Below are 22,265 nucleotides of genomic sequence, written 5' to 3' on the forward strand. Positions count from 1 at the left end.
CCGCCCGCTCACTCGGCGGCGGCGGGCGGATAGTTGGAGGGATAAAGCGCGCGACGGCTGGCCTCGTCGCTCGCCGCCTTGAAGCTCAGATCCTGGCCCACCGCGCGCGCCCGCACCGCCGCAGGGCGAGCGTCGATGGCGGCGAACCAGCGGGCGAGGTGGGGGAAGGCCGCCAGCGGCTCGGCCTCGCCCTTCATCACCCGCGGCGCGCGGATGAGCCAGCCCCAGGCCGACATGTCGGCGATGGTGTAGCCCTCGCCCACCAGGAAGCTGCGCGTCGCCAGATGGTCGTCGAGGACGCGGTAGTGGCGCTCCACCTCCCGCCGGTAGCGATTGACGGCGTAGTCGAGGCCCTCCGGCGCCACATACTGGAAATGCACCGCCTGCCCGCTGAACGGGCCGAGGCCGCTCGAGAGGAACATGAGCCAGGAGAGCAGCTCCGGCCGGTCCTGCGCGGCGCCGAGAAACTGCCCGGTTTTCTCGGCGAGATAGAGGAGGATGGCGGTGGAATCGAACACCCGCGTCTCGCCGCCGCCGGGGCCCTCGGTATCGACGATGGCCGGCACCTTGCCGTTGGGATTGATGGCGCGGAAGGCCGGCAGGTGCTGCTCGCCCTTGGCGGTGTCCACCGGAACCAGCTCATAGGGAAGGCCGGTCTCCTCCAGGAGGAGCGCGACCTTGGCGGGATTGGGCGTGGGATGGAAATAGAAGCGGATCACGACGTCACCTACCCCTTCTGTGCGCCTGGAGGACGGCGCATTTGCATTTTAGATCGACTGATATAGAATGCACGGCGACGCCGGGATGGCAATATCCCCGGACTGATCGCGCCGAACTTTCTGCGCCGGAGCGGCTCCCCACCCCGCTTTGTTGCCCAGAAGTGGCCACTCAAGAGGCTTGAATATGATAGATCTTTATTATTGGCCGACCCCCAACGGCCACAAGATCACGCTTTTTCTGGAAGAGGCGGGCCTCGATTATCGCATTCTTCCGGTGGACATCAGCGCGGGCGACCAGTTCAAGCCGGATTTTCTTGCTATCGCACCCAACAATCGCATGCCGGCCATCGTGGATCATGAACCGGCCGACGGCGGCGCGCCGCTCTCGGTCTTCGAATCCGGCGCCATCCTGCTCTATCTCGCCGAGAAGACGGGCCGCTTCCTGCCCGCAGACGCGCGCGGCCGGGCCAACGTCAGCCAGTGGCTGTTCTGGCAGATGGGCGGGCTCGGCCCCATGGCCGGGCAGAACCACCATTTCAGCCAGTATGCGCCGGAGAAGATCCCCTACGCCGTTGACCGCTACGTGAAGGAGACGAACCGCCTCTACGGCGTGCTCGACAGCCAGCTGGCGGCGAGCGCCGCGGCGGGCGGCGCCTTCGTGGCGGGGGCGGACTATTCCATCGCCGACATGGCCATCTATCCCTGGATCGTGCCGCACAAGCGCCAGAGCCAGGACCTCGCCGAATTTCCCCACCTGAAGACCTGGTTCGAGGCGGTGGCGGCCCGTCCGGCGACCATCGCCGCCTATGCCCGCGGCGAGCCCTTCGCCACCCGTCCGGCGGTGACCGAGGAAGGCAAGAAGATCCTCTTCGGCCAGACCGCCCGCCGCGCGGGATGACCAAGGCCGGGGCAGGCGCTAGGCTCGCCTGTCCCCTCCGGCAGAAAGACCGCGTGAGACATGGCACGGCCCAGGGCGTTCGACGAAAACGAGGTGCTGGATGCGGCGGTCCGCTGCTTCTGGACGCGCGGCTACGAGGCGACCTCGGTGCGCGATCTCGCGTCCAGCATGGGGCTTACCGGCGCCAGCCTGTACAACGCCTTCGGCGACAAGCACGCGCTCTATGAGCGGGCGCTCGAGCGCTATGTGGACGAGAGCGTCGCCGACCGCATCCGGCGGCTGGAAGACCCCGCCGTCGCCCCCCGCGCGGCCATCTGCGGTTTCTTCGACGAGATCATGGAGCGCTCGCTCGCCGATCCGGACATGAAGGGCTGCATGGTGGTGAATGCCGCCGTGGAGCTCGGCCCGCACGATCCGCAGATGCGGGCCGCCGCGGCCCGTACACTCGGCGCGATCGAAGCCTTCTTCCGCGGCCGGGTGGCGGCGGGGCAGGGGGACGGCAGCATCGGCCGCCACCAGACGGCGGAGGATTTTGGCCGCATGCTGCTCGGCGTGCTGCTGGGCCTGCGCGTGCTTTCCCGCATCCGCCCGGAGCGCGCCCTGCTGGAAGGGGTCCTGCGCCCCGCCCTCGCGGCACTGGATCCGGCCTGACCACAATCGCCTCGGGACCCTCGCCGCAGAAAGGCGCGCCATGATCAAGGCCTTCGTGTTCGATGCCTACGGCACGCTCTACGACGTGCAATCGGTGGCCGACATCACCGAGCAGGCGTTTCCCGGCCATGGCGAGATCATCACCCAGATCTGGCGGATGAAGCAGCTGGAATACAGCTGGCTGCACTCCCTCATGGACGACTATCGCGACTTCTGGGCCGTGACGCGCGAGGCGCTGACCTACACCCTCGGCGTGCTCGGGCTCACCCCCTCCGAGCAGCTGTTCGACGACATCGCCGAGGCCTACAACCGCCTCACCCCCTATCCCGACGCGGCGGCGGCGCTCGGCGCCCTCACCGGCGTGAAGCGCGCCATCCTCTCCAACGGCAGCCCGCAGATGCTGGCGGCACTGGTGGGCGGTTCGCCCTTGCGCGATCTCATCGAGACGACGCTGAGCGTGGATGCGGCGCGCGTCTTCAAGCCCGATCCGCGCGCCTACGCGCTGGTGGAGGCCGAACTTGGGGTGAAGCCGCACGAGGTGGTGTTCGTCTCCTCCAACGGCTTCGACATCGCCGGGGCGAAGCGCTTCGGTTTCAATGTCGCGCGCATTTCCCGCGTGCCGCGGGACGCGCTGGCGCAGGAAATGGCCGGCGGCGCCACCGGCGGCGCGCTCAGTCCGGTCACGCTCTACAAAGCGCTCAGGACGCAGGAGGAGACGCTCGGCCACGCGCCGGACTTCGTCATCTCCAGTCTCGCCGACCTCGTCCGGCTGCCCCGCGCCGCCTGAGGCGCGCGGCCTCTCCCGCACGACGCAATCGCTTTGCCCCTGCGTGGGCTCGCGGCCTTCGTTCACGCCTGCGTGAGGCGTGTAACGCCGCCTGCCCCGCCAGCGAACTCCCCTGCGACGCACATCTGAGCGGGGCGAGCGATGACCCAAGCCACCGGCGGTTTCTCCGGTTCCCGGCAAGGCCGGACGACGGATACCTGCGCCATCGCCGTCATGGCCAAGGCCTCTGCGGCGGGGCGCACCAAGACGAGGCTCTGCCCGCCCCTGTCGCCCGAGGAAGCCGCGGCCTTCAACACCGCCTTCGTGCAGGACATCGTCGGCAACATCCTCGCCGCCGGCAGATCCGCGCCGGTGACGCCCTATGTGGCCTACGGACCGGCGGGCGCGGGCGCCTTCTTCGACGACATCCTGCCGCCGGGCATCGCGCGCATCGAGGCGGCCCTCGCTGGCTTCGGCGCCTGCCTCCGGTCAACGCTGGGGCATCTCTTCGCCCTCGGGCATCCGGCCGGGGCGGTGCTCAATGCCGACAGCCCGACGCTGCCGCCCGCGCTTCTCGCGGAGATGGCCGACATGCTGGCGCGGCCGGGCGAGCGCGCCGTGCTCGGGCCCTCCACGGACGGCGGCTATTACGTGCTGGGCCTCAAGACGCCGCGCTGGCGGCTGTTCGAGGACATTGACTGGAGCACCGAGCGCGTGTGCCGGCAGACTCTGGCGCGCGCGGCCGAGATCGGCCTCGACGTGCACCTGCTGCCCCCCTGGTACGACGTGGATGACGCGTCGGCGCTGCGCCTGCTGCATGGCGAGCTTTTCGAGGATCTGCCATTCGGCACGTCCGGCCTACCGCGCGGCGCTGCGCGCCATACGGAACGGCTGATGCGCCGGCTCCTTGCGACGCAGGACCTCGCCGAACGCCTCGGCCTGCCGAGGTCCGTGCCCGTTCGCGCGCCCGACGATCTGCCGCAGCTGCGCGCCTCGTGATCCATCCATCCCCTTGACGGATAACGCCCCATGAACCTCATCACCCCCGGCGGCACGCTCGATGCCCGTCGCTATTTCGAGCGGGCGGAGGCGAACCGCACCAGCGTCCCGGTGCGGAAGCCGGTGTGCCTCTATCTGGAGACCACCAACCGCTGCAATCTGCTCTGCACCACGTGCCCGCGCACCTATGAGGAGCTGGAGCCCCCCGCCGACATGAGCTGGGAGCTGTTCACCTCCATCGTGGACCAGATCCCGGATCTCGAGCGCTGCGTGCTGCACGGCATCGGCGAGCCCATGCTGGTGCCGGACCTCGACCGCATGGTGCGCTACCTGAAGGACCGCGGCACCTATGTGCTGTTCAACACCAATGGCACGGTGCTGAACGAGAAGAACGGCCGCGCCATGATCGCCGCCGGGCTCGACGAACTGCGCGTGTCCCTCGACGCCTCCAATGCCGCCTCCTATCGCGCCATCAGGGGCAAGAACTATTTCGACCGCATCCTGAAGAACGTGCGTGCCTTTCGCGAACTCCAGGAGCGCGAGGGCCATGCCAACCCGCGCGTGTCGGCCTGGCTGACCGGCCTCAAGGAGACCATCTCCGAGCTGCCGGCCTTCGTGAAGGTGGCCGCGGAGCTGGGCGTCCGGGAGGTCTACCTCCAGCGCCTCGTCTTCTTCGATGAGGAGGCCATCGGCCTCGCCCGGCCCGATCAGGCGCTCTATGAGCAGATCAATTCCGACGAGGCCCGCTTCATCGAGGAGGCAACGCAGATCGCCCACGCTTTGGGCATGGTCTTCTCCGCGTCCGGTGCCGCGTCCGAGCCGGGCATGAGCCTGAAGCGGGACCCGTCGGGATCGGCCGCGTCCGCCTCGCCCTGGTCCATGTGCCGGCGCCCGTGGACGGTGATGTATTTTACCGCCAACGGCCGCGCGCTGCCCTGCTGCATCGCCCCCTTCGCCCAGCGCGGCTACGAGAATTACACGCTCGGCGACGCCACCCGGCAGAGCCTGTCCGAGATCTGGGAGGGCGAGGCCTATCGCTGCTTCCGCGACGGACTTCTTTCCGAGGCGCCGCCCGCCGCCTGCGCCAATTGCGGCCTGCGATGGAGCCTGTGATGGCAGCCTCAGATCGCATCGCCCTCGTCATCCCGACGCTGAACGAGGCTGAGACCATCGGCACCACCCTGGCCGAGATCCCGTCGGGGATGGTGGACGAGGTCATCGTGGCCGATGGGGGATCGACGGACGCCACCCGCGCCATCGCCGCCGCGGCCGGCGCCCGGATCGTCGCCCCGGGGCGCGGCTTCGGCCGGGCCTGCCTGGAAGGCGCGCGGGCGACCTCCTCCGACATCATCGCCTTCATGGATGCCGATGGCGCCGACGATCCCGCCTTCCTGTCCGCGTTGCTGGCGCCGCTGAAGGCGGGGACGGCGGACTTCGCCATCGCCTCCCGCACCCGCGGCGTGCGCGAGGCCGGCAGCATGGCCTGGCATCAGGTGGCGGCGGGCCGCGCCGCAGGCCTCGGCATGCGGGCGCTCTACGGCGTCGCCTATTCCGACATGTGCACCTTCCGCGCCATCCGCCGCGATGCCCTCGTCGGCCTCGGCATGCGGGAACTGACCTACGGCTGGAACATCGAGATGCAGATGCGCGCCGCCCGCGCCGGCCTTGCCATCGTCGAGATCCCTGTCGCCTACCGCCGCCGCCGGGGCGGCGTCTCCAAGGTCGCCGGCAACCTCGCCACCTCGATCACCGCCGGGACCCGCATCGTCTCCACCTTTCTGCGGGTGGCGACCAAGCTGTCCGGACCCGCCGCCGCGCCGAACAAGATGTGAGACCCTTCCATGCTGCTACAGCCTTTGCCCGAAACCGACGATGCCGAATGGCCGGCGCGCGCGCCGCTTCCCTCCGGCTTCCTGCCGCTGATCGAGCGGGCCGACCATCGCGCCCCTTCCGTCTTCCGGCCCGAGAACATGATGCGCGAGGCGCGGCGGCAGAAGGGCCTCGCCGCCGGGCCGGTGCCGCGCGTCGTCCTGCTCGATCCCGACGGCGACATGGTGGACTTCGTGCGCGCCCATCGCGCCGCGCGCCGCTCGCCGGTCTGGGCCTGCTACCACACCGACATGTGGGAGTGGGAGGAGGACGGGCTCGCCTTCGGCATCGTCGGCTACGCGGTGGGCGCATCCTTTTCCGTGTTGGTGGCGGAACAGGCCTTCGCCTGCGGCTGCGCGCTGCTGGTCTCCGTCGCCTCCGCCGGCCAGATCGCCGACCACGCGCCGCCCTCCTATCACATCCTCATCGACCGGGCGCTGCGCGACGAGGGCACGAGCTATCACTATCTGCCAGCGGCGCCCTTCGTGGCGGCGGATCCCGGCCTGGTCCGCGTCGCCCGGCAGGCCTTCGCCGGTGCCGAGGGCCCGGTGCTGACCGGTGCCACCTGGACCACAGATGCCCCCTTCCGCGAGACCGAGGCGGCCATCGCCCGCCGCAAGGCCGAGGGGCTGCTGGCGGTGGAGATGGAGGCGGCCGCCCTCTACGCCTTCGGCCGCGCCCAGGGCCGGCCCGTGCTGTGCCTCGCCCATGTCACCAACCAGCTCGGCTGCGTGGATGGCGACTTCGAGAAGGGCGACCACAACGGCGCCGCCCGCTCCATCGCCCTCGCCGCCGCCTTCGCCCTGGCATGGGATGAAAACGCCCGCGCCGAAACGCCTGACGCCCGCTGAGACAGGGAGCCGACCGCCATGCTGGAGCGCATTCCCTACCGCCCCCTCGATTGCGCGAGCCTGCCGCAGCGGCTCGGCGACCGGCCGGAGCTTCTCGCCCCCCTCGGCCCGGCCACGGGATGGCGGGTGCGCGAGGTGGGCGACGGCAACCTCAACCTCGTCTTCATCGTGGAGAGCGACGCCGGCTCGCTGGTGGTGAAGCAGGCGCTGCCCTATGCCCGCGTGGTGGGCGAGAGCTGGCCCATGTCGCTCGACCGCGCCTTCTTCGAGCATGAGGCGCTGAAGCGCCTCGGCGCGCGCGATCCCGGGCGGGTGCCGGACCTCAAGCTGTTCGATCCCACCCAGGCGCTGCTGGTGATGGAGCACCTGACGCCCCACACGGTGGTGCGCCGCGCGCTGATGGCGGGGGAAGAGCTGCCGCGCCTTGGCGAACACGTCGGCCTCTATCTCGCCCGCACCCTGTTCCGCGGCTCGGACTGGTCGCTGCCCACCGCTGTCCGCAAGGCGGACCTTGCCCTGTTCGCCGGGAATGTGGAGCTCGCGGGCATCACCGAGGAACTGGTGTTCTCCGACCCGTTCAAGGACGCCCCGCTCAACCGCCATACGCCGGGGCTGGAGGCGGCGGCCCTGGCCGTGCGCTCCGACCGCGCCCTGAAGATCGCCGCGCAGGAGATGAAGGCGCGCTTTGCCACCTGCGCCGAGACCCTGCTGCATGGCGACCTGCACACCGGATCGGTGATGGCCACGGCGGACGACACCCGCGTGATCGACGCGGAATTCGCTCTCTACGGCCCCATGGGATTCGACGTGGGCGTGCTGCTGGCCCACCTGTGGATGGCCTGTTTCGCCCGCAGCGCCCACCATGGCGACGCTCCATCCGCGGACCGCGCGGGGGCGCGGCTGCTGGCCTGCGCGGAGACGTGCTGGCAGGTGTTCGCCGCGGAATTCGCCCGCCTGTGGCGCACCGAGCGCACCGGCATCCTCGGCGGGTGCGACCTGTTCGAGGACCAGGGCGACAGCGAGGGCAGCGAAGCCGCCCTGGCCGGGCAGCTCGCCACCGTGTGGCGCGATGCGCTGGGCTTTGCCGGCATCGAGATCCACCGCCGCATCCTCGGCCTCGCTCATGTGGCGGAGTTCGAGACCATCGCCGATACCGGCCGGCGCGCGGCGCTGGAGCGCAGGGCACTGGCCTTCGGACGGCACCTGGCGGTGAACCGGCATGCCCTCGACACCCCGGCCGCCGTGACCTGCGCGGTCCTGGCGGCGGAGGGCGTGTGATGGACCGCCCCCGGCCTTCGCGCGCCGCGCAGCCCCGGCCTCACCTGCGGGTGATGGCGATGCGGATGACCTCGTCGGCGGATACAGCCGCCGTGTCCTTCGCCGCCCAGGTGGCGAGGCTCGGCAGCGCGTCGCGCGGGATGTCGAGCAAGGCGATCTGCCGGCCGAGGATGGCCACGGTCTCGATGGGCACCGCCACCGGCCGGCCGCCCTGGCCGAACCAGCCGCCGACGCCCACCACCAGCACGATGCCGCCTTCGGGCGTGCGCGCCACGGCGCGCACATGGCCGAGCGTGCGGTCGTCGAAGTCCAGCAGCGGCAGGCCGACGAGATCGCCCACACGCACCTTCTGGGGAAAGCGCCGCTCCATCCGCTCGGCAGGGGAGAGGCTGTCATCGGCGGGCTCGAGCTGGGTGCCGGCATGGGGCGCCCCCGCCGCGAGGGCGGACGCCGCGGGCGCCGCGGCGGCGAGGGCAAGCGCCAGGAAAATGGGGGCCGCACGCATGGTCTTCACCTCTCGTGAATTGTACATTTCGCCGAAACGCTACACCATTTCATCAAGTAATCAACAAATAAATACATAATGTAAGCTTGGAAACGACAATGAATACATCATCTCAACGCACGAGGCGCATGCATCCGCTGCCGATCAGGATCATGCACTGGACCAATGCCATCGCCATGGTGGTCATGATCGGCAGCGGCTGGAAGATCTACAATGACGAGGTGATCTTCGGCTTCCTGCACTTCCCGCAGGAGATCGTGCTCGGCATCTGGGCCCAGCACGCGCTCCAATGGCACTTCTTCGGCATGTGGATCCTGGTCTTCAACGGCCTGTTCTACCTCGCCTACGGCATTGCCACCGGGCGCTTCGCCCGGCTGTTCTTTCCTATCCGCCCGCGCGAGGTGCTGGCGGAGATGGTGGCGGCGCTCACCTTCCGCCTGAAGCATGCCGACCTCACCCACTACAATGCGGTGCAGAAGCTGCTCTACGTGGGCGTCATCTCGATCATCATCCTCCAGGTCGTAACCGGCCTTGCGATCTGGAAGCCGGTGCAGTTCTCCTTTCTGGTGAGCCTCTTCGGCGGCTTCCAGGGGGCGCGGCTGGCGCATTTCATCGGCATGGCGGCCATCGTGGGGTTCATGGTGGTCCATGTGGCGCTGGCGCTGCTCGTGCCGCGCACCATCCTCGCCATGCTCACCGGCGGCCCCCGCGTGCCGGCCGAAGACCCACACCCCCAGGGCGCGCCCGCGCCCACCACGCCCCATTGACCGGAGGCGACCATGGCTTTCCGCAATCCCTTCGCCGCCCGCCCCTCCATCACGACGCCCGACCGGAGCCTGCTGGTCGAGAACCGCAAGCTGATCGAGACCATCGACCGCCGCAGGGTGCTGCGCGGCGCCTTCAGCCTGGGCGCCCTCTCTCTGCTGACCGGCTGCGACATCTCCGATCGCGGCGCGGTGCAGGGCGTGCTGCGCAAGGTCTCGGACTTCAACGACGGCGTGCAGGCGGCTCTGTTCGATCCGCACAAGCTCGCGCCCACCTTTTCCCCCGATCTCGTGGTGAAGCCGCCGCGCTTCAACGCCTATTACGAGATCGACGAGGTGAAGCCGGTGGACGCCGCCACCTGGAAGCTGGAGCTCTCCGGCCTCATCAAGGACAAGCGACCCTGGACGCTGGAGCAGATCTACGCTCTGCCCGAGCAGGAGGAGATCATCCGCCACATCTGCGTGGAGGGCTGGGACTATATCGGCCAATGGTCGGGGCCGAACCTGAAGGACTTCCTCACCCGTATCGGCGCCGACCTCTCGGCCAAATACATCGCCTTCTACGGCAACGACGATTACATGGAGAGCATCGACATGGCCTCGGCGCTCCATCCCCAGACCATCCTCGCCACCAAATACGCCGGCGCGCCCATCACCGATCCCTTCGGCTTCCCGCTGCGCCTGCGCACCGCGGTGAAGCTCGGCTTCAAGAACCCCAAATGGATCCGCGCCATCGAGGTGACCAACACCTATCCCGAGGGCTTCTGGGAGAAGCAGGGCTTCAACTGGTTCGCCGGCCTGTGAGCGCCGCCGCGGACCGCCCGCCCGGGAGCTGACCGGCATGGTGGCGACCTCCCAAGTGTGCGCTGCGATCCTCGCCGGCCTGCTCCTGTGGTGCGGGCCGGGCTGGCTGATCGCCCGCGCGCTGGCGCTGTCCCGCGCCCCGGCGCTGGCGCTGGCGCCGGGGCTGGGCTTCGCCGTGCAGACCATGGCGATGCTGGCGCTCGCCCCCGCCACAGGCGTGTCCCGTGCCGCCATCCTCATCGTCACGGCGCTGGTCTGCATCGGCGCGCCGCTGCTGCGCGGGCGCCGCGCGGCCGAGCCGGCGTGGCCAGGCGAAGCGCTGCTCCTGCCCGCCCTCGCGGTGGCGGCGGTGCTCGCCCTCATCCCCGCGGCGGCGGTCCTGCCCAAGATCGGGGCGGACGGCGCGGTCGCCCTCGCGGCGCCGCTCTACGACCATGCCAAGGTCGCGCTCATCGACGAGATCGCCCTCCACGCGACGGTGCCGCCGGCCAATCCGGTGTACGGCGCCGGCGGCGCGCCGGGGATCGTCGCTTATTATTATCTCTGGCAGTTCGGCGCCGCCGAGCTGGCCATCCTCACCGGCGCCACGGGGTGGGAGGCGGATGCGGCGGCCACCTTCCTCTCCACCTTCGCCGCTCTGGCGCTGGTGGCCGGCCTCGCATTCCGGCTGAATCCCTCCATGTCCGCGCCCCTGCTGGCGCTGGCGGCGGCGGCCTCGGGGGCGTTGCGGCCGCTCCTCGCCGGCCTGTTCGGGGCGGGCGTCGACCAGGTCATCGAACCGGCGACCGGCCTTGCGGGCGTGCTCTACCAGGCGAGCTGGAGCCCGCACCACGTGGCCGCCGCGGCCTGCGGCCTGCTCGCCGTGTGGCTCATGGCCGAGCTGCGCGCGCGCCCGTCCGTGGGCGGCGTGGTCGTGCTGGCACTGGTGGTCGCCGCGGGCTTCGACGCCTCGCTGTGGGTGGGCGGCGTCACCTTCGCCCTCGCGGGCGGCGCCGCCGCGGCGGTCCTCGCCGTGCGCCGGCCAGCCGAGGGGCGCGGCCGCTTCCTGGCGGCGATGGCCGCGGCGGCCCTGGGCGCGCTGGCGCTGGCGGCACCGGTCCTGCTGGCGCAAATCGATGTCGCGGCGGCGCGCGGCGGCGCCCTGCCCCTGCGGCTGGAGCCGTTCGCCGTGCTGGGGCCCGGAATCCCCGCCGGCGTGCGGCGTCTGCTGGATGCTCCGGCCTTCTGGCTGGTGCTTCTGCCGGTGGAGTTTCCCGCGATCGCCTTCGCCGGGGCCGCCGGACTTGCCGCGCTGCTGTGGCGGACCGAGGCGGCGACGGCGCGGCTGGCGTGGGCGCTCGCCGCCTTCGCCCTCGGCGCCTTGGTCGTCAGTGCCGTCCTCGCCAGCACGGCGGGGGAGAACAACGACCTTGGCTGGCGCGCGGTGCTGCCGGCCGTGCTGGTGCTCGCGGCCGGCGCCGGCGCCGGCCTTGCCGGCCTGCTGCACGCGCGGCGATGGGCGACGCTCGCCGCGGCGGGGCTGCTCGTCGCGGCCGGGCTGCCGGACACCGGGCGGCTCGCCGCGGGCAATGTCAGCGGCGAGCCCAGCGCCGATGGCGCAACCTTCGCCGGCGATCCGGCGCTGTGGGCGGCGGTGCGCCGCGAGGTGGCGGCGGACGCGCGCCTCGCCAGCAATCCGGGCCGGCTGGAGCGGCTCGCGCCCTGGCCGGTGAACCTGTCCTGGGCGCTGCTGGCGCGGCGCCGCTCATGCTTCGCCGGGCCCGAGCTGGCCCTCGCCTTCGCGCCGCTGACGCCCGATGCACGTGCCGACGCGAGCGATCTGTTCGCCCGCGTGTTCGACGGCGCCGCAACGCCGGACGACCTCGCGCGGATGCACGACGCCTTCGGCTGCGCCGCGGCGGTGGTGACGGCGCAGGACGGCGCCTGGCGCAAGGATCCGTTCGCGGCGAGCCCGCTCTTCCGCCTGGCGCAGGAGGAAGGCGGGCGCTGGCGCATCTATGTGGCGGCCGGGCCGCGGCCCGGCCCACCCCCATGAGGGCCCCCGGCGGCCGGGACCGCCGCCGGTCCCCGCGCCGTGCGGGCGCGCCCAAGGATGGGGGGAGCAGCGCCGGCCTGGGCGCCGTAAGGCACGATGGCGGCGGCAGGCGCCGCGGCGGGAGCGGCCGGCCGCTCCTTGCATTCGCCGCACCCGGGATGGATGATCCCGAGGGTTTTCGCCGCGGCGCGAGCGCCGGCGGCCGGCACGGGATGCGTCCAACTGCGGGCGCTCCAAGAAGGGAAGGCGGGTTCAGGATGCGCGAGGGCATGCGCTTCGCGGGACAGAAGGGGGTTTCCACCGACGCGCTGATCGACGCGCTCGCCGGCGATCTGCGCGCCGCCCCGGCGACCTCCGTGCGCCGGACGCTGGCGCTCGCCTTCGCCTTCGGCAGCGCGGTGTCGGCGGCGGCCATGCTGTGGCTGCTCGGCCTGAGGCCGGACATGGCCACCGCGTTCGCCACCCCTGCATTCTGGATCAAGCTCATGTTTCCCGCCGGCCTCGCCCTGGCCGGGCTGATCGCCGTGGACCGGCTCGGTCGTCCCGGCGCGCCGGCCGCCCTCGGCTATGGCGTCGGGATCGGCGTGATCGCCGTCATGGCGCTGCTCGCGGTCCTTCAGCTTGCGATGGCGCCCCCGGAGGCCCTGCGGCCGCTGCTGCTCGGCCATACCATCGACCATTGCACCGCGCTCATCATGCTGCTCGCTCTGCCCATCTTCACCGCCGGCATGTATGCCATGCGGCAGATGGCGCCCGTGCGCCTGCGCCGCGCCGGCGCAGCAGTGGGCGTCGCGGCCGGGGCGCTGTCGGCCGCCATCTACGCCATCGCCTGCGACGAGACGGCGCTGCCCTTCGTGACCTTGTGGTACGGCGCGGGTATCCTCCTTATGGGCCTTCTCGGCGCGCTGCTGGGCCGGCCCCTGCTCCGGTGGTAAGCGCCAACGCCCGAGAGCGGACACCACGGCGGCTTGAATTTTAGTGCAAGCGATCTAGAATGCCGGGGCCGGGTGGAGCGGAGGGGAACGTGTCGGTGCCGAACCCGCCGCTCGACGCCCTGATGATCGCCGCCCAGTCGGGCGACGAGGCCGCCTATCGCACCCTCCTGAAGGCCCTGTCGAGCGCCCTGCGAGGCTATTTCGCGCGGCGCCTCGGGGGCGATGCCGCGGTGGAAGACCTGGTGCAGGACACCCTCATCGCCATCCACGAGCGCCGCGCCACCTACGATCCGCAACGGCCGTTCGCGGCCTGGTTCTTCGCCATCGCCCGCTACAAGCTGGTGGACCATCTGCGCGCGGCGCGGCGGAGCGCCACCACGCCGGTGGAGGACATCGAGGACATGGCCGGCGCGGACGAGGAACTGTCTACCGCCGCGCGGCTCGATCTCGAGCGCCTTCTGGACGCCTTGCCGCAGCGCTCCCGCGACATCGTGCGGACGGTCAAGATCGAGGGCGAGAGCGTCGCCGAGGCCGCCCAGCGCTCCGGCCTGTCGCCCATCGCCATCCGCGTGCTGCTGCACCGCGCGGTGAAGGCCATGTCGGCCAAGGCGGGCAATTCCCGCTCCTGACGTACCCTCCGCCGCCGCTTGCGCCAAAGCCATCATCGCTTTGCGGCCGATCGCTTGAGCCGACCTGCAAAGGCGCAACGGTGAAGACGGCGCTGAAGACTTTCCTTCAGAGAGCGCCGTACATACAATGCAAACGCCACGACATGGGGGTTTGTGCAGAGATTACAGTTCCAATCTCTCCGGTGTATTTCGATTGTATTGGTTCTAGAATAATTCGAATATATCTGAATCTCCGTCCGCGCAGGGTTATTTGACGCCGCAGGCGTGCCGCGACCGGTGGACCCTGCGGCTCTTCAGGATGTATTCGAAGGAGACGGCCTCCCCATGAGCTGAGGCGGTGGCGCTGTTCACGACAGGTGTCAGACCTAGCTCCCCATAGATCCAGCCGAAGCGGGAGCCGGCGCCGAAGGCGGTCAGCTTTCCTCCATTCGCCATCACCAGCAGCACCGTCCCGGTGAGCATGATCTTGCCCCGCGCATGCTCGACCGCCATCTCGCCCGCCGCAAGCGGTCCGACTGCGGCCAGCAGCGCCAGCGTCATCGCCAGAAAGATCGGCAAGATGCGACCGAATGAGACTGATTTTAGAACAAGTACAATGGACAAGGATACGCACGCCGTTTCTACAATTATTTTTGACCCTTGCTTAAAATTCACGATCTACTTAAAAACAAGTAGCATTTCCGCGCGACGTTGCACAGCAGAGGCTGAAAATGCAGCCCGCTGCCCTTTGCCGCGGCGACACGCGCCACGGGTCGCCCGTCTGCCGGGGTCAGGCGATCACGCCCGCTGGGCCAGCGCCGTCCTGAGGGCGGCGTTTTCCGCTTCGAGCTCGCTCAGCCGCTCGCGCAGGGGCAGGATTGCCTGTGCGATCTCGGCCTCGGTGAAGCGCGGGGTGATGTGCTGCGGGCAATTCCAGTCGAACACTTCGAGCCGCAGCTTGAAAATCCGCTCCGGCTTCGCCTTCGCGTCGGGATCCAGCACCCGCTCGGCCAATGCGGGGTCGGCGTCGAGCGGCACAGCGGCCACGTGCCCCAAGATCTTGAGCCGAGCCCGGCGCGGATAGTCCATCATGATGAGCGAGACGCGATCATCCGCCCGCAGGTTGCCGAGGCTGATGTATTGGCGGTTGCCCCGATAGTCCGCCAGAGCAAGCGTCGTCTCGTCGATGACCTTGACGAAGCCACGCGCGCCGCCGCGATGCTGAACATAGGGCCATCCGCTCTCGGAGACCGTTGCCATGTAGAAGCTGTCGCGCTCGGCAATGAACGCGGCCTCTCTGGGCGTGAAGCGGTCGAATTCGCGGTTGCCCTTGAAATCCTCCCACAGCTCGCGCACGCCCATCTCCTGCTGCGCGGCACGCACGCTCGGCGTCACGGCGATATCCATGAATCCGTAGGACACGGCCTTCTCCTCTCGGCAAAAGCAAATGACTTGGTTTCCGATAGATAGGCTGCCGGACGCTTCCGCATCATGGGCCAAGTTCGAGACAGTCACTTCCATTGAATGGAATGAACCGACGCGAGAGCCTATCGCAGCACGGCGCGCAGGCGGGGGGCCGCGAAATCCAGAAACACCCTGAGCTTCAGCGGCAAAATCGCCTGCGGGAGATACACCAGATGGACCGGGGCCGCCGGAAGCTCGAACGCTTCGAGCAGCGGCACCAGAAGGCCATCCTCAACCGCCCGCCTGGCCTGATAGGACATGACGCGGGTGATCCCGACGCCCGCGATGGCCGCGTCAACGGCCGCCTCGGCCGTGTTTACGGACAGGCGCGGGCGGATGGATGTGGAAATGTCGTGTTTTCCCTCCCAGAAAGTCCAGTTTTCAGCCGAGAGGATGCCCTCGAAGGCAACGCAATCATGGGCGGAAAGATCGCGCGGATGTGCCGGTTGCGGGTGGCGCGCCAGATAGTCGGGACTGGCGTACAGCGTGCGGCGGACGGATCCGAGGCGCTGGGCGATCAAATGTTGTTCGGTCAGATCGCTGATGCGCAGGCCGACGTCCATGTGCTCGTCGGCGAGGCTGATGGACCGGTCGCTGAGCGCGAGGCGGATGTTGATGTCCGGATAGGTCTTCAGGAAATCGGTGATTACGGGCAGCACGTGCAGGCGGCCGAACACGATTGGGGCGGTCATCGTAAGATCGCCCTTCGGCGCGAGATATTCGCCCGACGCGTGCCGCTCCGCCTCCTCGACCCGTCCCAGGATTTCGCGTGCCGCGCGCGCATAACCCTCCCCCGCCTGCGTCAGCAGCGCCTTGCGGCTGGTGCGGGTGATGAGTGAGACACCAAGATGGGCCTCGAGCTCGGAGATCTTCCGGCTCACGGTGGGCAGCGGCGCGTGCAAAGCGCGTGCGGCGGCGGACAGGCTGCCATTGTCCACAACCGCCAGCAGCACCCGCATGGCATCGAGTCGGTCCATGCCCACCTTCCATAAAACAAGAGGCTACTTTTATAAACTCCCATCTACTACAACATACCGGAAGGAATAGGTCTTTGCAGTCCCTGAGATCGCGGGTCGCAAAACGCTGCAAAGGATCCTGCCGTGAAACTTCATCACTATCCGCTTTCGGGCCACGCCCACCGCGCGGTTCTGTGCCTGTCGCTGCTGGGCGTGGAAGCGGATCTCGTGGAGGTCGACGTTCCCAATCGTGGACACAAGACGCCGGAGTTTCTGAAGCTCAATCCCTTCGGCCAGATTCCGGTCCTCGAAGACGATGGCGTCGTCGTGAATGATTCCACGGCCATCCTTGTCTATGTGGCGACCAAGTTCGGCCGCACGGACTGGCTGCCCGACGACCTTCCCACGCGCGCAAAGATCCAGAAATGGCTATCCGTGGCGGCGGGCGAGATCGCCTACGGTCCGTGCGCCGCCCGGCTCATCACCGTCTTCGGTGCCGACTTCCGCGCAGCGGAAGTGATTGCCCGCGCCCATCGCATTCTCAAGCTGATCGACGACGAGCTGAGCACCCATCCCTTCATCGTCGGCGACGGACCCACCATCGCTGACATTGCCCTCTACAGCTACATCGTCAATGCGCCCGAGGGGAACGTGGACCTCTCGCCCTACCCGCACGTGGGCGGCTGGCTCGCCCGCATCGAGGCGCTCCCGGGCTTTGTCGGCTTTCGCAAAACTCCGGCCGGCCTCGCCGCCTAGCCCACGGCTGCGGCCGGATCGCCGGCCGCGCCCTCTCGCAGGAAGCGACCCTGCCTGACAGTAGCAAAGCGACCGCTTCCCGTGGCATGACGGCGAACGTGCGTTGTCGCGCCGGCGGCGTGTCGCTGAAAGGGACGCCGCCGGCCCCCGTCAGGCCGGTGAGCGTCCCTGCCGGCCCGATCCTTTCATCTGCGGAGGCAGACATGAATCCCACCATGGACGGCGAGGCGCCGATGACTTTCGAAGGCCGGACCCTGAGCCCCCAGAAAGAGATGGTGCGCAAGTTCTACAAGGACATGTGGGATCATGCGGACGTGAGCCTCATTCCCGAGATCTTCCACGCCGACTTCACGTTCCGCGGCTCGCTGGGGCCCGTCCTCGTGGGTCACAGCCAGTTCGCCGACTATGTGCGCTGGGTGACCGGTTGCCTTGAGAACTATACCTCGGACATCTTCGTGATGATGGAGGAAGGCGCCCAGGTCTCCGCCAAGCTGCGGTTCCACGGCATCCACCGCCAGCCCATGTTCGGGCTTGCGCCCAGCGGCCGGCACGTGTGGTGGAACGGCGCGCCCATCTTCACCTTCGAGGGCGGCCTTGTCCGCGACCTGTGGGTGTTGGGCGACGTCTATGGCCTCATCAACCGCATCGAGGACAATATGCTGGCGGCACCGGAGTTCCGGACGGTGGCGTGAGCCGCAGGGCGGGCCGCGCGCGCAGGGAGAACAGCATGTCGGGCGATCACGAGCACGATCACGACCACCATGAAGGCAGCACGCTGTCCGAGATGGACCTGAGGGTTCGGGCGCTGGAGACGCTGCTGGTGGAGAAGGGCTATGTGGACCCGCAGGCCCTCGACCTCATCATCGAGACCTACGAGACCCGCATCGGCCCGCGCAACGGCGCGCGTGTGGTGGCAACCGCCTGGCTCGACCCGGACTTCATGACCGACCTGCGCCGGGATGCCTCGGCCGCCATCTCTTCCCTCGGCTATGGCGGCCGGCAGGGCGAGACCATGGTGGCGCTGGAGAATACCGAGACCGTGCACAACATGGTCGTGTGCACCCTGTGCTCCTGCTACCCCTGGCCGGTGCTGGGCCTGCCGCCGGCCTGGTACAAGAGCGCAGCCTACCGTTCCCGTGCCGTCATCGACCCCCGGGGCGTGCTTGCGGATTTCGGAGTGAGCCTTCCGGCCGAGACGGAAATCAGGGTGTGGGATTCCACCGCCGAGGTGCGCTACCTCGTCATCCCGCAACGGCCCGCCGGCACTGAGGGCTGGGATCTCGACGCCCTCGCCGCCATCGTCACCCGCGATTCCATGATCGGAACGGGCCTCGTCACCCTGCCGGGAGCGGCGGCATGAACGGAGCACACGATCTCGGCGGCATGGAGGGATTCGGCCCCGTCATCCCCGAACCCGTCCACGCCCCGTTCCACGCCGAGTGGGAGCGCCGCGTGCTCGCCACCACCGTCGCCTGCATGGCCATGGGCGTGTGGAACATCGACGCCATGCGCGCCAGCCGGGAGAATTTGCCTCCGCCGGAATACCTCACCTCCACTTACTACGAGATCTGGTTCAAGGGCCTCGTCTCCCGCCTCCTCCAGGAGGGGCTTGTGTCCGCCGCCGAGGTGGAAAGCGGCGTCGCCGAAGCGCCGGGCCGGCCGGTGCCCAATGTTTTCACCGCAGACAAGGTGGCACCGGGGCTCGCCGCCGGCTCCCGATACACCCGCGATCCCGACCGCCCTGCCGCCTTTGTGGCGGGGGAGCGGGTCCGTGCCCGCGAGATGAACCCCACCCACCACACCCGCCTGCCCCGCTATGCCCGCGGCAAGGCCGGCGTGATCGAAGCCGTGCGCGGTTTCTTCGTGTTCGCCGATGCCAATGCGCAGGGCCTCGGGCCGCAGCCTCAATGGCTTTACACGGTCCGCTTTGCGGGGCGCGAGCTGTGGGGTCCGGAGGCCGATCCCACCCTTTCGGTGAGCATAGAAGCCTGGGAGAGCTATCTTGAGCCTGCCGACTGATCGCCTCGCCCCCAACGGCCTTCCGCCCGACGGCCCCATCTTCCGCGAGCCCTGGGAGGCGCGGGTGTTCGCGCTCGCCGTTTGCCTCAGCCGGTCAGGCCTGTTCACATGGTCGGAATGGACCGAGGCCCTGGTGGCACGCACCAAGACCTCGGATTGCGGCGCGGCCACCTACGACGTGTGGCTCGATACGCTGGAAGGCCTTCTCATCACCAAGGGGGCCGCGAATCGCGCCCTCATCGACATGCTGCGCGATGCCTGGCGGACAACAGCGGAGGCGACGCCCCACGGTCGCCCCGTTGTCCTCGCGCCGGGCGTGCTCGCAGCCCTGGTGCCATCCGGCAGCGACACCTGAGCCGGCCGCGGCCGACGCTCACGCGCGGTTGTCGGCCACCGCGCTTCTCACTTCATGCTCGATGAGGTGCCAGATTCGGTCCACGAGGGCGCCGAACGCCTCGTGGCGCTTCACCTCGAGCGCGCGCGGGCGCGGCAGCGGAACCGGGATCTCCTCGCGGACCGAGCCGGGGCGCGCCGAGAAGACGATCACGCGGTCGGAGAGGAAAACCGCCTCGTCGATCTGGTGCGTGATGAGCAGGACCGTGGTGCCGCTCTTCTGCCAGATGTTGAGCAGCTCCGTCTGCATGATCTCGCGCGTCTGCGCGTCGAGCGCGGCGAAGGGCTCGTCGAGCAGCAGGATCTTCGGGTTCACCGCCAGCGCGCGGGCGACGTTCACGCGCTGGCGCATGCCGCCCGAGAGCTGGTGCGGATAATGCTGCTCGAATCCCTTCAGCCCCGCCATATCGATGAAGCGCTGTGCCGTGGCGTGGGCGTCGCGCTTGGGCGTGCCGGCGATGGTGAGGCCGTAGGCGACATTGTCGATCACCGGCTTCCACGGCAGGAGCGCATCCTGCTGGAACACCATGGCCCGGTCCGCGCCCGGGCGCGTCACCGTGTGGCCGGACACCTTCACCACGCCGGAGGAGGCCGGCAGCAGGCCGTCGATGATGCGCAGCAGCGTCGACTTGCCCGATCCGCTCGCCCCCACGATGGAGACGAACTCGCCTTCGCGGATGGAGAGGTTGATGTCGCGCAGCGCCTCCACGGAGGGCTTGCCCGTGCGCTCGAAGACCTTGTTGATGCCTTCGATGGAAAGAGCCTGTGCCATCCGTTTACTCCTGCCGCCACGGCGCGAGCCGGCGTTCCAGCCACTCGAAGAAGATGCTGCCCATGAGGCCCAGCAGGCCGAGCATGATGACGTAGGCGAGCAGCGTCGCGGTGTCGAAGCTCTGTCCGGCGGCGAGGATGGCGAAGCCGAAGCCGGCGAACGAGCCGAAGAACTCGGCGATGATGATGGCCACCAGCGCCCGCGCCCAGGCGACGCGGATGCCCGAGACGATGAACGGCACCGCGAAGGGCAGCGTCACCGTGGTGAACACCTGCCAGCGCGAAGCGTTGAAGGATCGCGCCGCCTCGATGAGGGCCTTGTCCGTGGCCTTCAGCCCCGTTTCCGTTGTCACCAGCACCGGGAAGATGGTGAAGATGGTGACGAGCACGAATTTCGAGGCGAAGCCGAGCCCGAGCCACGCGATGAACAGCGGCGCCAGCGCCACCAGCGGCACCGAGTTCAGCGCCGTCAGCATCGGCCCGGCGGTGAGCGCCAGCAGCCGGCTCGACGCCAGCGCGAGGCCGATGGCGACGCCGATGATGACCGCCACCGGGAAGGACGCCGCAACCGCGCTCACGGTAGCAAGCGCGTTGGTCCACAGCGCCCCGTTGGCGCTCTCCTTGGCAAGCGCCTGGAAGACCTCGGCCGGCGGCACCAGCAGCAGCTTGTTGGTGACCACATAGGTCGCCAGCACCTGCCAGACCGCCAGCACGAAGGCGAGCGAGATGAGCATCCGCAGGATGCCGGCCGCGCGCGAGCGCCCTTCGAGGAAGTCGTAGACGCTGCGCCAGAAGGGAGCGGCGGCGGTCATTCCGCCGCGGCCTTGTGCGCATGACGGGCGGTGGAGACGGCCTGCTTGCCGTAACCTTTCTCGCCCACCACCTTGCCGTCCACATAGATGGTGCGGCCGCGCAGAATGGTGCGCACCGGCTTGCCCTTGAAGCGGCGGCCGGCATAGGGGCTCCAGCCGACGAGGGAGAGCACGTCCTCGTCCCGCACCTCATATTCGGTGTCGAGATCCACCAGCACGAGGTCGGCGTCGTAGCCGGGCTTGATCTCGCCCTTGCGGTCGAGCCGGAACAGGCGCGCCGGGCGGGTGGAGGTCGCTTCCACCACGCGCTCCAGGGGCAGCTTGCCCTCGGTGGCGGCGGTCAGGAACATGGAGAGGTAGAACTGGGTCGAGGGCGTGCCGGTGTGGGCCTTCCAGCCGTCGGTCCAGCCGATTTCCTTCTCCTCGCGGGTGTGCGGGGCATGGTCGGTGGCGATGATGTCGATGGTGCCGTCGCGCACGCCTTCCCACAGGCCGGGCACGTTCTTCTCCGGCACCCAGTAGGAGAGCGCATAGGAGCCGAGGCGCTGGATCGCCGCCCACTCGCAGCCGAGGAACAGCGCCCAGGGATTGAGTTCGCACGTCACCTTCTGGCCGCGGGCCTTGGCCTCGCGGATGAGCTGCACCGAGCCGGCGGTCTGGGTGTGCAGGATGTGGAGATGGCAGCCCGCCGCCTTCTGCAGGCGCAGCAGGGTGGCGATTGCGGTCTCCCAGATCACGCCGTCATGGGCGGCGTAGGCCTTGGCGTAGGCGAGGGCGTCGCGCTCCCCGCGCGCCCAGAATTCCTGTTCGATCACGTCCATCAGGGCCTGATCGTGGGGATGGATCATGAGCGGCACGTCGTGGGCGGCGGCGGCCTTCATGATCTCCAGGATCTTGCCGTGGTCGTGCACGCCGATGCCCGGCATGTGCGGATAGGAGCGGCCGGTGTCCACCACCATGAAGAACTTGAAGGCGGCGATGCCGGTCGCGGCCATGGCCGGCACTTCCTCGAGGAGGGTAGGCGCGGGATTGAAGTTCCAGTCCACCACCGCGTCGCGCTCATAGATGGCGAACTGCTTCTCCAGCAGGTCCAGGGTGTTGGGCGGCGGGGTCACGTTGGGCATGGCGACCGAGGTGGTCACGCCGCCGGCGGCGCACTGGAGCGTCGAAGTGTAGATCGTGTCCTTGTATTCGAAGCCCGGCTGCGAGCCCTCGCGGTGGTGCGAGTGCATGTCGATGACGCCGGGCAGGATCGCGAGGCCCTTCGCATCGATCACCTCGGCGGCGGCAGGCTCAAGACCGGGCTCGAAGATGCCTGCGATGGCGCCGTCCTTGATGCCGATGGAGGCCTCGAAGCGACCGTCCGCGGTCACGACGAGGCCGTTCTTGATGATGGTGTCCAATGAACTCTC

At 69.0% G+C, this 22,265-nt stretch carries 26 protein-coding genes; 18 read left to right on the top strand and 8 right to left on the bottom strand.

All coding sequences use genetic code 11. The annotated features are described in order from the left end of the window. Window positions 1-8: 8 nt before the first annotated feature. Window positions 9-719, bottom strand: coding sequence for a glutathione S-transferase family protein (locus ABLE93_RS17525; RefSeq protein ID WP_348841136.1), 711 nt, complete (start codon window positions 717-719; stop codon window positions 9-11). Window positions 720-903: 184 nt separating this feature from the next. Here ABLE93_RS17525 and ABLE93_RS17530 point away from each other — a divergent pair, with 184 nt between their 5' ends. The 8 genes from ABLE93_RS17530 (at window position 904) to mtnK (ending at window position 8,031) form a co-directional block, all read left to right on the top strand. Beyond that, window positions 904-1,617 (top strand): glutathione binding-like protein, encoded by a 714-nt coding sequence (locus ABLE93_RS17530; RefSeq protein ID WP_348841137.1) that lies wholly within the window; start codon window positions 904-906, stop codon window positions 1,615-1,617. Window positions 1,618-1,677: 60 nt separating this feature from the next. Continuing rightward, window positions 1,678-2,268 (top strand): TetR/AcrR family transcriptional regulator, encoded by a 591-nt coding sequence (locus ABLE93_RS17535; protein ID WP_348841138.1) that lies wholly within the window; start codon window positions 1,678-1,680, stop codon window positions 2,266-2,268. A 40-nt stretch (window positions 2,269-2,308) separates the two neighbouring features. Then, entirely contained in the window at window positions 2,309-3,055 is a 747-nt protein-coding gene (locus tag ABLE93_RS17540) for a haloacid dehalogenase type II (protein WP_348841139.1), read from the top strand. 141 nt (window positions 3,056-3,196) lie between these two features. Further along, window positions 3,197-4,033, top strand: coding sequence for a TIGR04282 family arsenosugar biosynthesis glycosyltransferase (locus ABLE93_RS17545; protein ID WP_348841140.1), 837 nt, complete (start codon window positions 3,197-3,199; stop codon window positions 4,031-4,033). 30 nt (window positions 4,034-4,063) lie between these two features. After that, window positions 4,064-5,146, top strand: coding sequence for a radical SAM protein (locus ABLE93_RS17550; RefSeq protein WP_348841141.1), 1,083 nt, complete (start codon window positions 4,064-4,066; stop codon window positions 5,144-5,146). Next, the gene (locus ABLE93_RS17555) at window positions 5,146-5,865 is read left to right on the top strand and encodes a glycosyltransferase family 2 protein (protein WP_348841142.1); all 720 of its coding nucleotides are present in this window, start codon (window positions 5,146-5,148) and stop codon (window positions 5,863-5,865) included. Before ABLE93_RS17550 ends, ABLE93_RS17555 begins: the two co-directional genes overlap by 1 nt. A gap of 9 nt (window positions 5,866-5,874) precedes the next feature. Further along, window positions 5,875-6,753, top strand: a complete 879-nt coding sequence (locus tag ABLE93_RS17560; RefSeq protein ID WP_348841143.1) for a nucleoside phosphorylase — start codon at window positions 5,875-5,877, stop codon at window positions 6,751-6,753. An 18-nt stretch (window positions 6,754-6,771) separates the two neighbouring features. Then, window positions 6,772-8,031: an S-methyl-5-thioribose kinase gene (gene mtnK, locus ABLE93_RS17565; protein ID WP_348841144.1), complete on the top strand. Its 1,260-nt coding sequence runs from the start codon at window positions 6,772-6,774 to the stop codon at window positions 8,029-8,031. A 40-nt stretch (window positions 8,032-8,071) separates the two neighbouring features. Here the strand turns inward: mtnK and ABLE93_RS17570 are convergent, their stop codons facing one another. Then, on the bottom strand, window positions 8,072-8,536 hold the full coding sequence (locus tag ABLE93_RS17570) for a PRC-barrel domain-containing protein (RefSeq protein WP_348841145.1): 465 nt from the start codon (window positions 8,534-8,536) through the stop codon (window positions 8,072-8,074). Window positions 8,537-8,664: 128 nt separating this feature from the next. Between ABLE93_RS17570 and ABLE93_RS17575 the strand changes: the two genes are divergently transcribed. From ABLE93_RS17575 to ABLE93_RS17595, 5 genes are all read left to right on the top strand, one after another. Continuing rightward, window positions 8,665-9,303, top strand: a complete 639-nt coding sequence (locus ABLE93_RS17575) for a cytochrome b/b6 domain-containing protein (protein ID WP_510183049.1) — start codon at window positions 8,665-8,667, stop codon at window positions 9,301-9,303. A 12-nt stretch (window positions 9,304-9,315) separates the two neighbouring features. After that, a complete protein-coding gene (locus ABLE93_RS17580; RefSeq protein ID WP_348841147.1) occupies window positions 9,316-10,104 on the top strand; it encodes a molybdopterin-dependent oxidoreductase in 789 nt (262 codons plus the stop codon). A 37-nt stretch (window positions 10,105-10,141) separates the two neighbouring features. After that, window positions 10,142-12,139 carry a hypothetical protein gene (locus ABLE93_RS17585; RefSeq protein ID WP_348841148.1) on the top strand — a complete coding sequence of 666 codons (1,998 nt, stop codon included), beginning with the start codon at window positions 10,142-10,144 and terminating at the stop codon, window positions 12,137-12,139. Between the two features lie 257 nt (window positions 12,140-12,396). Beyond that, window positions 12,397-13,074 (top strand): NrsF family protein, encoded by a 678-nt coding sequence (locus tag ABLE93_RS17590; RefSeq protein ID WP_348841149.1) that lies wholly within the window; start codon window positions 12,397-12,399, stop codon window positions 13,072-13,074. Between the two features lie 89 nt (window positions 13,075-13,163). Next, window positions 13,164-13,703, top strand: a complete 540-nt coding sequence (locus ABLE93_RS17595; protein WP_348841150.1) for a sigma-70 family RNA polymerase sigma factor — start codon at window positions 13,164-13,166, stop codon at window positions 13,701-13,703. A gap of 246 nt (window positions 13,704-13,949) precedes the next feature. Here the strand turns inward: ABLE93_RS17595 and ABLE93_RS17600 are convergent, their stop codons facing one another. The 3 genes from ABLE93_RS17600 to ABLE93_RS17610 form a co-directional block, all read right to left on the bottom strand. Then, complete coding sequence (locus ABLE93_RS17600) at window positions 13,950-14,243, bottom strand: substrate-binding domain-containing protein (RefSeq protein ID WP_348841151.1); 294 nt, start codon at window positions 14,241-14,243, stop codon at window positions 13,950-13,952. A 237-nt stretch (window positions 14,244-14,480) separates the two neighbouring features. Next, window positions 14,481-15,104 carry a pyridoxamine 5'-phosphate oxidase family protein gene (locus tag ABLE93_RS17605; RefSeq protein ID WP_348841201.1) on the bottom strand — a complete coding sequence of 208 codons (624 nt, stop codon included), beginning with the start codon at window positions 15,102-15,104 and terminating at the stop codon, window positions 14,481-14,483. A gap of 125 nt (window positions 15,105-15,229) precedes the next feature. Continuing rightward, a complete protein-coding gene (locus ABLE93_RS17610; RefSeq protein ID WP_348841152.1) occupies window positions 15,230-16,123 on the bottom strand; it encodes a LysR family transcriptional regulator in 894 nt (297 codons plus the stop codon). Window positions 16,124-16,246: 123 nt separating this feature from the next. Here ABLE93_RS17610 and ABLE93_RS17615 point away from each other — a divergent pair, with 123 nt between their 5' ends. The 5 genes from ABLE93_RS17615 to ABLE93_RS17635 all read left to right on the top strand — a co-directional run bounded on the left by ABLE93_RS17615 (window position 16,247) and on the right by ABLE93_RS17635 (window position 19,232). Further along, the gene (locus tag ABLE93_RS17615) at window positions 16,247-16,858 is read left to right on the top strand and encodes a glutathione S-transferase family protein (RefSeq protein ID WP_348841153.1); all 612 of its coding nucleotides are present in this window, start codon (window positions 16,247-16,249) and stop codon (window positions 16,856-16,858) included. 203 nt (window positions 16,859-17,061) lie between these two features. Further along, window positions 17,062-17,550, top strand: a complete 489-nt coding sequence (locus ABLE93_RS17620) for an ester cyclase (protein ID WP_348841155.1) — start codon at window positions 17,062-17,064, stop codon at window positions 17,548-17,550. 35 nt (window positions 17,551-17,585) lie between these two features. Next, complete coding sequence (gene nthA, locus ABLE93_RS17625; RefSeq protein WP_348841156.1) at window positions 17,586-18,218, top strand: nitrile hydratase subunit alpha; 633 nt, start codon at window positions 17,586-17,588, stop codon at window positions 18,216-18,218. Then, window positions 18,215-18,877 carry a nitrile hydratase subunit beta gene (gene nthB, locus ABLE93_RS17630; protein ID WP_348841157.1) on the top strand — a complete coding sequence of 221 codons (663 nt, stop codon included), beginning with the start codon at window positions 18,215-18,217 and terminating at the stop codon, window positions 18,875-18,877. Before nthA ends, nthB begins: the two co-directional genes overlap by 4 nt. Then, a complete protein-coding gene (locus tag ABLE93_RS17635; protein WP_348841158.1) occupies window positions 18,861-19,232 on the top strand; it encodes a nitrile hydratase accessory protein in 372 nt (123 codons plus the stop codon). The genes nthB and ABLE93_RS17635 overlap by 17 nt, the downstream gene beginning before the upstream one ends. A gap of 18 nt (window positions 19,233-19,250) precedes the next feature. Here the strand turns inward: ABLE93_RS17635 and ABLE93_RS17640 are convergent, their stop codons facing one another. The 3 genes from ABLE93_RS17640 to ABLE93_RS17650 are packed head-to-tail and all read right to left on the bottom strand — an operon-like array spanning window position 19,251 to window position 22,256. After that, entirely contained in the window at window positions 19,251-20,042 is a 792-nt protein-coding gene (locus ABLE93_RS17640; protein ID WP_348841159.1) for an ABC transporter ATP-binding protein, read from the bottom strand. A 4-nt stretch (window positions 20,043-20,046) separates the two neighbouring features. Further along, window positions 20,047-20,853: an ABC transporter permease gene (locus ABLE93_RS17645; protein WP_348841160.1), complete on the bottom strand. Its 807-nt coding sequence runs from the start codon at window positions 20,851-20,853 to the stop codon at window positions 20,047-20,049. After that, window positions 20,850-22,256, bottom strand: coding sequence for a dihydroorotase (locus tag ABLE93_RS17650; protein ID WP_348841161.1), 1,407 nt, complete (start codon window positions 22,254-22,256; stop codon window positions 20,850-20,852). Before ABLE93_RS17650 ends, ABLE93_RS17645 begins: the two co-directional genes overlap by 4 nt. Window positions 22,257-22,265: the final 9 nt, after the last annotated feature.

Origin of the sequence: Xanthobacter pollutisoli, from assembly GCF_040044995.1 — a bacterium.
GTDB lineage: Bacteria > Pseudomonadota > Alphaproteobacteria > Rhizobiales > Xanthobacteraceae > Xanthobacter.

Excerpts from the sequence above, each read along its gene's own strand:
- ABLE93_RS17530 (WP_348841137.1), top strand. The coding sequence starts at position 904 with ATGATAGATCTTTATTATTGGCCGACCCCCAACGGCCACAAGATCACG.
- ABLE93_RS17535 (WP_348841138.1), top strand. The coding sequence starts at position 1,678 with ATGGCACGGCCCAGGGCGTTCGACGAAAACGAGGTGCTGGATGCGGCG.
- ABLE93_RS17540 (WP_348841139.1), top strand. The coding sequence starts at position 2,309 with ATGATCAAGGCCTTCGTGTTCGATGCCTACGGCACGCTCTACGACGTG.
- ABLE93_RS17545 (WP_348841140.1), top strand. The coding sequence starts at position 3,197 with ATGACCCAAGCCACCGGCGGTTTCTCCGGTTCCCGGCAAGGCCGGACG.
- ABLE93_RS17550 (WP_348841141.1), top strand. The coding sequence starts at position 4,064 with ATGAACCTCATCACCCCCGGCGGCACGCTCGATGCCCGTCGCTATTTC.
- ABLE93_RS17555 (WP_348841142.1), top strand. The coding sequence starts at position 5,146 with ATGGCAGCCTCAGATCGCATCGCCCTCGTCATCCCGACGCTGAACGAG.
- ABLE93_RS17560 (WP_348841143.1), top strand. The coding sequence starts at position 5,875 with ATGCTGCTACAGCCTTTGCCCGAAACCGACGATGCCGAATGGCCGGCG.
- mtnK (WP_348841144.1), top strand. The coding sequence starts at position 6,772 with ATGCTGGAGCGCATTCCCTACCGCCCCCTCGATTGCGCGAGCCTGCCG.
- ABLE93_RS17570 (WP_348841145.1), bottom strand. The coding sequence starts at position 8,536 with ATGCGTGCGGCCCCCATTTTCCTGGCGCTTGCCCTCGCCGCCGCGGCG.
- ABLE93_RS17575 (WP_510183049.1), top strand. The coding sequence starts at position 8,665 with ATGCATCCGCTGCCGATCAGGATCATGCACTGGACCAATGCCATCGCC.
- ABLE93_RS17580 (WP_348841147.1), top strand. The coding sequence starts at position 9,316 with ATGGCTTTCCGCAATCCCTTCGCCGCCCGCCCCTCCATCACGACGCCC.
- ABLE93_RS17585 (WP_348841148.1), top strand. The coding sequence starts at position 10,142 with ATGGTGGCGACCTCCCAAGTGTGCGCTGCGATCCTCGCCGGCCTGCTC.
- ABLE93_RS17590 (WP_348841149.1), top strand. The coding sequence starts at position 12,397 with ATGCGCGAGGGCATGCGCTTCGCGGGACAGAAGGGGGTTTCCACCGAC.
- ABLE93_RS17600 (WP_348841151.1), bottom strand. The coding sequence starts at position 14,243 with ATGACGCTGGCGCTGCTGGCCGCAGTCGGACCGCTTGCGGCGGGCGAG.
- ABLE93_RS17610 (WP_348841152.1), bottom strand. The coding sequence starts at position 16,123 with ATGGACCGACTCGATGCCATGCGGGTGCTGCTGGCGGTTGTGGACAAT.
- ABLE93_RS17620 (WP_348841155.1), top strand. The coding sequence starts at position 17,062 with ATGAATCCCACCATGGACGGCGAGGCGCCGATGACTTTCGAAGGCCGG.
- nthA (WP_348841156.1), top strand. The coding sequence starts at position 17,586 with ATGTCGGGCGATCACGAGCACGATCACGACCACCATGAAGGCAGCACG.
- nthB (WP_348841157.1), top strand. The coding sequence starts at position 18,215 with ATGAACGGAGCACACGATCTCGGCGGCATGGAGGGATTCGGCCCCGTC.
- ABLE93_RS17640 (WP_348841159.1), bottom strand. The coding sequence starts at position 20,042 with ATGGCACAGGCTCTTTCCATCGAAGGCATCAACAAGGTCTTCGAGCGC.
- ABLE93_RS17645 (WP_348841160.1), bottom strand. The coding sequence starts at position 20,853 with ATGACCGCCGCCGCTCCCTTCTGGCGCAGCGTCTACGACTTCCTCGAA.